At 43.0% G+C, this 10,681-nt stretch carries 12 protein-coding genes; all 12 read left to right on the forward strand.

Annotated features, from left to right (window positions below):
* Positions 1 to 39 precede the first annotated feature (39 nt).
* Positions 40 to 1,323, forward strand: coding sequence for an urea ABC transporter substrate-binding protein (gene urtA / locus QZ488_RS03565; RefSeq protein ID WP_293746304.1), 1,284 nt, complete (start codon positions 40 to 42; stop codon positions 1,321 to 1,323).
* A gap of 127 nt (positions 1,324 to 1,450) precedes the next feature.
* Complete coding sequence (gene urtB, locus QZ488_RS03570) at positions 1,451 to 3,088, forward strand: urea ABC transporter permease subunit UrtB (RefSeq protein ID WP_293746306.1); 1,638 nt, start codon at positions 1,451 to 1,453, stop codon at positions 3,086 to 3,088.
* Positions 3,088 to 4,233 carry an urea ABC transporter permease subunit UrtC gene (urtC, locus tag QZ488_RS03575; RefSeq protein ID WP_293746308.1) on the forward strand — a complete coding sequence of 382 codons (1,146 nt, stop codon included), beginning with the start codon at positions 3,088 to 3,090 and terminating at the stop codon, positions 4,231 to 4,233. The genes urtB and urtC overlap by 1 nt, the downstream gene beginning before the upstream one ends.
* Complete coding sequence (gene urtD / locus QZ488_RS03580) at positions 4,230 to 5,039, forward strand: urea ABC transporter ATP-binding protein UrtD (RefSeq protein WP_293746309.1); 810 nt, start codon at positions 4,230 to 4,232, stop codon at positions 5,037 to 5,039. The genes urtC and urtD overlap by 4 nt, the downstream gene beginning before the upstream one ends.
* Position 5,040: 1 nt before the next feature.
* Positions 5,041 to 5,736, forward strand: a complete 696-nt coding sequence (gene urtE, locus QZ488_RS03585) for an urea ABC transporter ATP-binding subunit UrtE (protein ID WP_293746311.1) — start codon at positions 5,041 to 5,043, stop codon at positions 5,734 to 5,736.
* A gap of 44 nt (positions 5,737 to 5,780) precedes the next feature.
* Entirely contained in the window at positions 5,781 to 6,671 is an 891-nt protein-coding gene (locus tag QZ488_RS03590; RefSeq protein WP_293746313.1) for an urease accessory protein UreD, read from the forward strand.
* Between the two features lie 42 nt (positions 6,672 to 6,713).
* A complete protein-coding gene (gene ureA, locus QZ488_RS03595) occupies positions 6,714 to 7,016 on the forward strand; it encodes an urease subunit gamma (RefSeq protein ID WP_293746315.1) in 303 nt (100 codons plus the stop codon).
* Between the two features lie 12 nt (positions 7,017 to 7,028).
* A complete protein-coding gene (locus QZ488_RS03600) occupies positions 7,029 to 7,334 on the forward strand; it encodes an urease subunit beta (RefSeq protein ID WP_293746317.1) in 306 nt (101 codons plus the stop codon).
* A gap of 2 nt (positions 7,335 to 7,336) precedes the next feature.
* Entirely contained in the window at positions 7,337 to 9,040 is a 1,704-nt protein-coding gene (gene ureC, locus QZ488_RS03605) for an urease subunit alpha (protein ID WP_293746319.1), read from the forward strand.
* A 54-nt stretch (positions 9,041 to 9,094) separates the two neighbouring features.
* Entirely contained in the window at positions 9,095 to 9,556 is a 462-nt protein-coding gene (gene ureE / locus QZ488_RS03610) for an urease accessory protein UreE (protein ID WP_293746320.1), read from the forward strand.
* Positions 9,510 to 10,250, forward strand: coding sequence for an urease accessory protein UreF (locus QZ488_RS03615; RefSeq protein ID WP_366508974.1), 741 nt, complete (start codon positions 9,510 to 9,512; stop codon positions 10,248 to 10,250). The genes ureE and QZ488_RS03615 overlap by 47 nt, the downstream gene beginning before the upstream one ends.
* A gap of 57 nt (positions 10,251 to 10,307) precedes the next feature.
* On the forward strand, positions 10,308 to 10,681 hold a 374-nt coding region (locus tag QZ488_RS03620), incomplete at its 3' end, for a GTP-binding protein (RefSeq protein ID WP_293746323.1).

Genomic DNA, 10,681 nt, shown 5'->3' on the forward strand with positions numbered 1-10,681 from the left:
TATTCAAAATAAAAACGACAATCTAAATAGGAAAAAGTCATGAAATTTACAAAACTCATAGTTGCTAGCTCAATCATTGCTAGCAGCTTAGTTACACAAGTATCCATCGCTGCTGACACCATCAAAGTAGGTGTCCTACATTCTTTATCAGGCACCATGGCCATCAGTGAAACCACACTGAAAGACACTGTGTTAATGATGATTGAAGAACAAAACAAAAAGGGCGGAGTACTAGGTAAAATGCTTGAGCCTGTAGTGGTTGACCCTGCATCAAATTGGCCATTATTTGCAGAAAAAACCCGTGAATTATTAGCCAAAGACAAAGTAGACGTCATTTTTGGTTGCTGGACTTCAGTATCGCGTAAGTCAGCATTACCAGTGCTCGAAGAGCTTAATGGTTTATTGTTTTACCCAGTACAATACGAAGGCGAAGAGTCTTCTAAAAATGTTTTTTACACGGGCGCAGCGCCTAACCAACAAGCCATTCCAGCTGTTGACTATTTGATGAATGATATAGGTGCGACTCGTTGGGTATTAGCAGGGACAGATTATGTTTACCCGCGTACCACCAACAAAATTCTTGAAGCTTACCTATTAGCAAAAGGCGTGAAAGCTGAAGACATCATGATCAACTACACACCTTTCGGTCACTCTGATTGGCAGGGCATAGTGTCAGATATCAAAAAGTTTGGTTCACAAGGCAAGAAAACTGCTGTGGTATCAACTATCAACGGTGATGCCAACATTCCTTTCTATAAAGAACTGGGCAACCAAGGGATTTCTGCAGAAGATATTCCAGTCGTAGCTTTCTCAGTCGGTGAAGAAGAATTATCTGGTTTCGACACTAAACCTTTAGTAGGTCACTTAGCCGCTTGGAATTATTTCCAAAGTGTTGAATCTGAAAGCAACGATGCCTTTATTGCACAATGGAAAAAGTATATTGGGGACGACAAACGCGTCACTAATGATCCAATGGAAGCGACTTATATCGGTTTTGAAATGTGGGTAAAAGCAGTAGAAAAAGCCGGTACAACAGACGTAGATGCGGTTGAACAAGCTATGATTGGTGTGGCTGTGCCTAACTTAACTGGTGGTACTGCCGTCATGAATGCTAACCATCACCTATCTAAGCCAGTCCTTATTGGTGAAATCCAAGAAGATGGTCAATTCGAAGTGGTATGGGAAACCCCAGACACAGTAATTGGTGATGCTTGGTCAGACTTTTTACCTAGCTCTAAAAATCTAGTTTCTGATTGGACGGCTCCCGTTAGTTGTGGAAACTTTGATGTCAAAACAGCCAAATGTTCAGGTCAAAATTTCTAAGGTTTATGTCTAAGGACGGTGACTGATAATTTTTAATTAATACAGTCCCTAGTTGTTCGGCTTCTCGTTTTTTCAGGGGAAGTCGAACTTTTTTAGTTCATACCAAACACCTAGCAAGGAACAGGTAATGCACCGAATATTTTTATTAATGCTGTTATTGGTCATTTCTGCACAAAGTGATGCGTTGCAAACAGACATAGATGTTGAAGCCAATTCAGAATTGCGCGCTTTGGTTAATCAGCTACCCAACACCAAACTGCGTAAAATGGCGCCGCTCTTAGAGAAAATATCCCAAACAAAACAGCCGCAAACTCGTAATTTATTACAATTCATGCTCGACGGTGAGCTATATTTCTTGAAGTCTAATAAACAAGTTGTTCGAGCTCAGGTTGCTGAAAATAAGCTTTATCAATTAACCGATGTATTGACCCAACAATCGCTTACAGATGTCAAAAAATCTAAGCTATCTAAAATCAAAACCAATAACAAATTACGCAGCAGTTTGCGCAGTGTCATTGCCAAAATAGACTTAACTGACGCTAACAAACAAATTCGGCTAAAAGCCGTGCAGCAATTACTCAGCTCTCCAAGCAAAGAATCCGCAGCTATCATCACCGAGTTGATCAACCACGAAAAAGACCAAGACGTGAAAACGCTGATGTCCACTACCTTATCCCTGCAGCAACTTAAGGCTGGTAAATTTGAACAAAAAATTGAGGCGTTAGAGCAACTCAGTGGTTCATTGGAGCCGACAGTCAAAAATGAAGTGGTTCGTTTATTAGCAAACCTGCCTGAAAAAGAATTAACAACGCAGCAGCAAACTCTTAAAGACGCTTTAAGCCACACTTTGGATGAAATTGAAAATAGTGCCAGCTTCTATAGCGCAGTAGAAACCGTGTTTTTTGGCCTAAGTCTAGGCTCAGTATTGCTATTAGCAGCCATAGGGCTCGCCATTACCTTTGGAGTAATGGGGGTAATCAATATGGCCCACGGCGAAATGATCATGTTAGGCGCTTATACCACTTACGTTATTCAATTAGCCTTTCCCTCAATAATTGAATATTCATTACTCATTGCAATACCCGCGGCATTTTTGGTGTCGGGCAGTGTAGGCATCCTTATCGAGCGTGGGGTAATACGCTTTTTAAAAGGTCGACCTCTTGAAACACTGCTGGCAACTTTCGGCATAAGTCTGATTTTGCAGCAACTGGTTAGAACTATTTTCTCACCGCTTAATCGCCAAGTCATTAGCCCTGAATGGATGAGTGGTTCATGGCAAATAAACCCTATTTTTTCTCTCACTTTTAATCGTTTATACATCATTCTATTTTCTATTTTTGTGTTTATTTCATTGTTGATGATCCTTAAAAAAACTTCCCTAGGATTACATGTGCGTGCTGTTTCCCAAAACCGTGATATGGCTAGGGCATTGAGTATTAAAAGTGATTGGGTAGATGCGATTACTTTTGGTCTTGGCTCGGGCATTGCCGGAGTAGCCGGCGTGGTTTTAAGCCAATTAACCAACGTTGGGCCTAACTTAGGTCAGGCCTATATCATCGATTCATTCTTGGTAGTGGTGTTTGGTGGGGTAGGCAATTTATGGGGCACTTTGGTGGCAGCCATGTCACTTGGCTTGACTAACAAATTCCTTGAGCCCCTAACAGGCTCAGTATTAGCCAATATCATTGTTCTAGTTGGTTTGGTGTTGTTCATTCAAAAACGTCCCAAAGGACTATTTCCACAAAAAGGGCGGTCTGCAGACTAATGAATACCTCTATCACTGAAGACAGCAAACAAACGTCACTGTTTCAAAGTAAAGATCCACTACATCTTACTATTGGCCTGTTATTTATCACCACTTTACTAGTGACCTTAGGTAATTTGATTTTTCCTGAGTCATCCGCTCTACATGTGAGCGATTATACCGTTAGCTTATTAGGCAAATATCTATGTTATGCCTTGCTTGCTTTAGCCGTTGACTTAGTCTGGGGGTATTGCGGAATTTTAAGCTTAGGACATGGTGCATTTTTTACCTTAGGCGGATATGCCATGGGCATGTACCTCATGCGTCAGATTGGTGATCGTGGGGTTTATGGCAATCCTGAATTACCCGACTTTATGGTCTTTCTAAACTGGACAGAATTACCTTGGTTTTGGGTAGGATCAGACAGCATAGTTTGGATGGTATGTATGGTGTTTTTGGGCCCAGGGTTGTTGGCCTTCATTTTTGGTAGTTTAGCGTTTCGCTCGCGGGTGAGCGGGGTTTACCTATCCATTATGACCCAAGCGATGACCTACGCATTAATGTTAGCCTTTTTCCGCAACGAAATGGGATTTGGTGGTAACAATGGCCTCACCGACTTTAAAGAAATCTTTGGCTTCTCGTTACAATCACCTAGCACTAAATTGGGTCTGTTTATTGCCACGGCTATTGCCTTAGGGTTAGCTTATTGTGTTTGTCATTTTATCGTTAAATCAAAAATGGGCCGAGTGGTGACTGCCATTCGTGATTCTGAAAACCGGGTACGGTTTGTGGGGTATAAACCCGAACACTATAAAGTATGGATATTTGTTGTATCTGCCATGTTAGCCGGCCTAGCAGGCGCGTTATACGTACCGCAAGTGGGCATCATAAATCCCGGTGAGTTCTCTCCTCTCAACTCAATAGAAATGGTTATCTGGGTAGCGGTTGGTGGCAGAAATTCTCTATACGGCGCAATTATCGGCGCAATTATTGTTAGCTACGCTAAGACGCGTTTTACTGCCATTATGCCCGAAGCTTGGTTATTTGCCCTCGGCGGATTATTTGTATTAGTGACCTTATTGCTACCTAAAGGCATTGCAGGGTTAATACCTAGTATCAAACAGAAATTTGCTAAAACAGCTGACCCAGTGGAGGCAAAATCATGAGTATTGATAAAGCAGGATCTCCATTGACGGCTAGTGAAAACATTGTTCCCGATACTCGCCACGGAGTCATTTTATATGTAGAAGACGTCAATCTAAGTTTTGATGGTTTTAAAGCACTGAACAACCTAAACCTATACATTAATGACGGCGAATTGCGCTGCTTAATTGGCGCAAATGGAGCAGGTAAAACCACGTTAATGGACGTTATTACGGGCAAAATCCGCCCCGATACTGGCAAGGTGAACTTCGGACAAAAAGTCGATTTATTACAATTAGATGAGTCTGAAATTGCTAGGGCCGGCATTGGCCGTAAATTTCAAAAACCCACAGTATTTGAAGAATTATCGGTGTTTGAAAATATTGAACTCAGCCTAACAGGTGACAAAGGTATTTGGACCACTTTATTTCACAAGTTAAGTGGCGAACAAAAAGATCGCATCGGCGAAATACTATACACCATTGGCTTGGTTGCTGAATGCCACTATCCTGCGGGAAGATTATCTCACGGGCAAAAACAATGGCTAGAAATCGGTATGTTACTCGCGGCCAAACCAAGGGTATTACTGGTGGATGAACCCGTCGCGGGCATGACAGGCCAAGAAACCGAGCGCACTGCGGAATTACTGACCTCTTTAGCAGGCGAACATTCAGTAGTGGTGGTAGAGCACGATATGGCTTTTGTGCGCTCCATCGCCAAAAAGGTATCGGTATTGCATCAAGGTTCAGTATTGGCAGAAGGTTCAATGACAGAAATTCAAGCCAATCCCGATGTTATCCGGGTGTATTTAGGTGAGGAGCAGGGCTAGTATGATTACCTTAAATGCAGTCAATCAAAAATACGGTGGCACCCAGATATTATGGGACTTGGACTTAGCCATAAAGCCAGGATCTCGCACCTGCATCATGGGCCGTAACGGTGTAGGCAAAACTACTTTACTAAAAACCATTATGGGATTGTTACCTATTAGCTCTGGCAAACTGACTTTTGGTGACAAGGATATCAGCAATAGTTCAGTTGAATTACGCCCAGATATTGGTATAGGCTATGTGCCCCAAGGGCGGCATATTTTTCCGCAGTTAACAGTAGAAGAAAACCTGACGGTCAGTTTGAATTGCAAACGTCAAACCAGCAAAACCATACCCGAACATGTATTTGAACTGTTTCCGGTATTAAAGGAAATGTTACATAGACGTGGCGGCGATTTGTCTGGTGGTCAGCAACAGCAACTCGCCATTGGAAGAGCTTTAGTGCTTAATCCTGATGTACTTATTTTGGATGAACCAAATGAAGGCATTCAGCCCAATATAGTGCAGTTAATCCGTGATGTATTACTGAAATTGAATAAAGAACAAGGCATGACCATTATTTTGGTCGAACAAAAATTGCCTTTTGCCCGCGCAGTAGGTGAAGAGTTTGTATTGATGGAAAAAGGCCAAGTGATCTCGTCTGGCCCTATGACTGGGCTAACAGATGAATTAGTGGGGCAGTATTTAGCCGTTTAAAACAGTGCTTATTAGTATTTGAAGCGCTCTAATTTAGGTAACCGATGACCGAAGCAGCAATAGACATAGTAAAAAGTCAGTGGTTTGCCAGCTTGGAATTGCAGTTGGGATATTCACCTTACGGTACCCAACTGACAAAAACCAAACGTTGTGGGCCTCTGACTATTCAAAAAGCCTTTTATCCAGAAGGCAGAGATTGTGCACATTTATACTTGTTACATCCACCAGCAGGCATAGTGTCTGGCGACGAGTTGCAGGTGAAAATCGATGTGCAAAAAAACGCTCATACCTTGGTAACAACGCCAGGTGCAAATCGTTTTTATCGGGCTCGCACTGATTTATCTATTGGTGATCCTAAACAAACTCAAATCACGCAAATTAACTTAAGTGATAATGCTAAATGTGAGCATTTCCCCCTCGAAACCATAGTGTATAACCTCGCAAATGGGGTGAATAATGTTGAGGTTAGGTTGCAAAACTCTAGCGTTTATTGTGGTTGGGATATGACATGTTTAGGTCTGCCCAGCTCAAATGATTTCTTTACCGAAGGTCGCTTTACCCAGCTCAATAACCTTTATCGAGATGGCATTCTGATTTATCACGATAAAGTTTTGATTGAACCCGTCAGTAATATTCAACATCACGCGGCTGGATTAGCTGGCAATACTGTGTTTGGCACATTTCTAGCTTATGCCCCTAGCGAACACGTCAATAGCGAGCAAAGAACACTACTGATTGAGCAGCTTAGAGAGGTCGTTTCTCAACATGACGCCAGCGAGTTGATCAGCATTACCAATATTCGACAACTGTTAGTGATACGTTATTTAGGGCAGCAAGCCCATCAATGCAAAAGTTTATTTATTGAACTGTGGAAATTAGTGCGCCCTTTGTATATCGAAAAACAAGGCATACAACCCAGAATTTGGTTTACCTAATGGTAGTTTTCATTAGACCCAATTGAAAACATAGAGATTACGATGGATTTATTACCAAGAGAAAAAGACAAACTACTGTTATTTACTGCGGCATTATTAGCTGAACGACGCCTTAAACGTGGGGTTAAGCTAAATTATCCAGAAGCCATGGCGTATATTTCAATGGAAATCATGGAAGGTGCAAGAGAAGGAAAAACAGTGGCAGAAATGATGGACTATGGCCGCACATTGTTGACCCGAGATCAGGTAATGGAAGGCATTGCTGAACTCATCAAAGAAGTCCAAGTTGAAGCCACCTTCCCAGACGGCACTAAGTTAGTCACAGTGCACAATCCCATTGTTTAGAGAGCGCAAAAGATGATCCTAGGTGAAATCAAAACAGACTCGGGCGAGCGTTTACTCAATGTTGGGCGCGAAAAATTAGCCGTCACCGTTGCCAACTCTGGTGATAGACCCATTCAAGTTGGCTCTCACTATCATTTTTATGAAACCAATGCTGCGCTGAGCTTTGATCGCGAAAAATGTAAAGGTTATCGCCTAGACATCACATCAGGCACGGCAGTACGTTTTGAACCTGGACAAGAGCGCGAAGTGATACTTGTGCCTTTTGCAGGACGTCGTCATGTATATGGATTTAGAGCCTTAGTTCAAGGAGCATTATAGTTATGGCCAGTATAGATAAACACGCCTATGCCCATATGTTTGGCCCCACAGTAGGCGACAGAGTGCGCTTGGCTGATACAGACTTATGGCTTGAAGTAGAGCAAGACGCCACAACCTATGGCGAAGAAGTGAAATTTGGCGGTGGTAAAGTCATTCGTGATGGTATGGGCCAAAGCCAAGCCTCATGTAAAGAAACGCCAGATTTGGTGATAACTAACGCTTTAATTGTTGATCACTGGGGCATAGTCAAAGCCGATGTCGGCATCAAAGATGGCCGTATTGCCATAATAGGTAAAGCCGGTAATCCAGACATTCAAGACAATATTGATATCGAAGTGGGCCCGGGCACTGAAGTGATTGCCGGTGAAGGTCAAATATTAACGGCTGGTGGCATAGACGCGCACATTCATTTTATTTGCCCACAACAAATCGACGAAGCTTTAATGTCGGGTGTCACCACTATGATAGGTGGCGGTACTGGCCCTGCCACAGGCACTAACGCAACTACTTGCACACCGGGGCCTTGGAATATTCACAAAATGTTGCAAGCCACTAACTATTTCCCAATGAACTTTGGGTTTTTAGGCAAAGGTAACGCGAGTTTACCCATAGCCTTAGAAGAACAAATTGAAGCCGGTGTATGTGGGCTAAAACTGCACGAAGACTGGGGCACCACCCCCGCAGCCATAGACAACTGCTTATCGGTAGCTGAAAAATACGATGTACAAATTGCCATTCACACCGACACCTTAAATGAGTCAGGTTTTGTTGAAGATACTATAGGTGCATTTAAAGGCCGCACCATTCATACCTATCACACAGAAGGCGCCGGGGGCGGGCATTCGCCAGATATTATTCGAGCATGCGGCGAGCCAAATGTATTACCGTCATCTACCAACCCAACGCGCCCGTATACCATCAATACTATTGAGGAACATTTGGATATGTTGATGGTTTGCCATCATCTCGACCCATCGATCCCTGAAGATATTGCCTTTGCCGACTCACGTATTCGTAAAGAAAGCATCGCCGCCGAAGACATCATGCATGATTTAGGTGCTATCAGTATGATTGCCTCTGACTCACAAGCTATGGGTCGTGTGGGTGAAATGATCACTCGCACCTGGCAAACCGCGCACAAAATGAAACAACAAAGAGGGCCGTTAGCCCCAGATACCGAGCGTAATGATAATTTTAGGATCAAGCGTTACATCGCTAAATACACCATTAACCCAGCGATCAGTCACGGCATTAGCCATGAAGTTGGCTCGATTGAAGTAGGTAAGTTGGCTGATTTGGTATTATGGAAGCCAGCATTTTTTGGCATCAAACCAGCGATGATCATCAAATCAGGCTTTATTGCAGCGGCCCCTATGGGTGATGCTAATGCCTCGATCCCCACGCCTCAACCAGTTTATTATCGCCCCATGTTTGGTTCATTTGGCTCTGCCTCGGCAAAAACATCTATGACCTTTATGTCTAAGGCCTCAATCGATTTAGGTGTGCCAGAAAAAGTAGGCATGACACGTATGATTGGAACATGTAAAAACACTCGTAACATTGGCAAAGACGACATGATCCACAATAGCTGGCAACCCGACATCGAAGTAGACGCACAAACCTATGAAGTACGTGCCAATGGTGAATTACTCACCTGTGAACCCGCTACCGTATTGCCATTAGCCCAGCGCTACTGTTTATTTTAATTGTGCTGCATAGAACGTTCTATGAAGCACAATGCATTAGGATTTAATTAATACATGTTACAAGCATTTGAACGCCTCTCTCACAGTCATGATCCGATTGATGACTCAGTCACTTTAGATCACGATACCCGTAAAAAGGCACGAATTAAAATCAGCACTGACCAAGGCCAATCCTTGGGCATATTTATGCAGCGTGGCCACCCTTTATTGGTCGGTGAGGTATTAAAAACCGAATGTGGTTTACTGATTGAAATAAAAGGTAAAGCAGAAGAGGTGTCTACCGCTATCGCCTCAGACTGGATGGACTTCAGTCGCATCTGTTATCACTTAGGTAATCGCCACACCTCTTTGCAAATTGGCGAGTTATGGGTGCGCTTTAAACCCGACCATGTGTTAGAAGAATTGGCTGAGAACTACGGTTTATCTATTAATCGGACACCGGCGGTATTTGAACCAGAAAACGGCGCATATGGAAGCCAAAGTCATGGCCACAGTCATTCCCATTCACATGCCTGAAAAAAGAGGCAGTCAAAGCCCATTGCGCCTTAACAGGTTGCTTCAGCTATGCAGTGCCAATTTGCCTGTAGGTGGATTTTCGTTTTCTCAAGGTTTGGAATATGCGGTGGAAATGGGTTGGATAAACAACCCAAAATCCACTAAAGAATGGATAGAATTTAACTTAAGTCAGTCGATTACGTGTACTGATCTAGCCTTATTAAACCGCTTACAAAAAGCCTTGGTAGAAGATGATTTTTCCAGTTTTCATAAATGGAATCAACACGCCCTAGCCTGCCGTGAAAGCAACGAATTGTATTTAGCTGATGTCGCTATGGGCAAAGCGTTAATGCGTTTGCTCAAAGATATTAAAAGTATCGATAGCCAAAAATATGTGCAGTTAATCAGAGAAAAAGAAATCAGTTTTGTCAGTGCCTTTGCATTAAGTGCCTATCTATTTGGCCTTGAATTATCGGCCATGCAAAGTGGTTTTTGCTGGGCTTTTATCGACAATCAAGTCGCTGCAGCCACTAAGTTAGTGCCATTAGGTCAAACGCAAGGGCAAAACCTACTGTTTGAGTTAACCGAACAAGTCGAATCTGCCATCGAAAAAGCTAACCAGGTTGAGGATGAAAATATTGGGGCCAGCTTACCTCGCTTAGCTATGGCCAGTGCTTGGCATGAAACACAATACACACGTTTGTTTCGGTCCTAGATAAAAGACGTGACAAAAAACATAACGAATCAATTTAATTTATAAAAGAAGTGAGCAATGAGCAAAAATAAACAAATTTTACGAATTGGTGTAGGTGGTCCAGTAGGATCAGGCAAAACAGCTTTGTTACGTATGTTATGCCTTGAGCTAAGAGACAAATATGACATGGCCGTGGTCACCAACGATATCTATACCCGAGAAGACGCCGAGTTTTTAACCCGTCATGGCGCCTTGTCGGCAGACCGAATTTTAGGAGTAGAAACTGGCGGTTGCCCGCATACCGCCATTCGCGAAGATGCATCAATGAATTTAGCGGCCATCGATGACCTACAAGAACGTCACCCCAACTTGGACTTTGTTTTGGTAGAAAGCGGCGGCGACAACCTAAGCGCTACTTTTAGCCCAGAACTATCAGACTTAACCCTATATGT

The sequence above is a fragment of the uncultured Paraglaciecola sp. genome, from assembly GCF_913020055.1.
Taxonomy (GTDB): Bacteria; Pseudomonadota; Gammaproteobacteria; order Enterobacterales; family Alteromonadaceae; genus Paraglaciecola.

Coding starts and splice junctions, on each gene's coding strand:
- urtD (WP_293746309.1), top strand. CDS start 4,230: ATGAGTATTGATAAAGCAGGATCTCCATTGACGGCTAGTGAAAACATT.
- urtB (WP_293746306.1), top strand. CDS start 1,451: ATGCACCGAATATTTTTATTAATGCTGTTATTGGTCATTTCTGCACAA.
- QZ488_RS03590 (WP_293746313.1), top strand. CDS start 5,781: ATGACCGAAGCAGCAATAGACATAGTAAAAAGTCAGTGGTTTGCCAGC.
- urtC (WP_293746308.1), top strand. CDS start 3,088: ATGAATACCTCTATCACTGAAGACAGCAAACAAACGTCACTGTTTCAA.
- ureE (WP_293746320.1), top strand. CDS start 9,095: ATGTTACAAGCATTTGAACGCCTCTCTCACAGTCATGATCCGATTGAT.
- urtA (WP_293746304.1), top strand. CDS start 40: ATGAAATTTACAAAACTCATAGTTGCTAGCTCAATCATTGCTAGCAGC.
- ureA (WP_293746315.1), top strand. CDS start 6,714: ATGGATTTATTACCAAGAGAAAAAGACAAACTACTGTTATTTACTGCG.
- QZ488_RS03600 (WP_293746317.1), top strand. CDS start 7,029: ATGATCCTAGGTGAAATCAAAACAGACTCGGGCGAGCGTTTACTCAAT.
- ureC (WP_293746319.1), top strand. CDS start 7,337: ATGGCCAGTATAGATAAACACGCCTATGCCCATATGTTTGGCCCCACA.
- urtE (WP_293746311.1), top strand. CDS start 5,041: ATGATTACCTTAAATGCAGTCAATCAAAAATACGGTGGCACCCAGATA.
- QZ488_RS03615 (WP_366508974.1), top strand. CDS start 9,510: ATGGAAGCCAAAGTCATGGCCACAGTCATTCCCATTCACATGCCTGAA.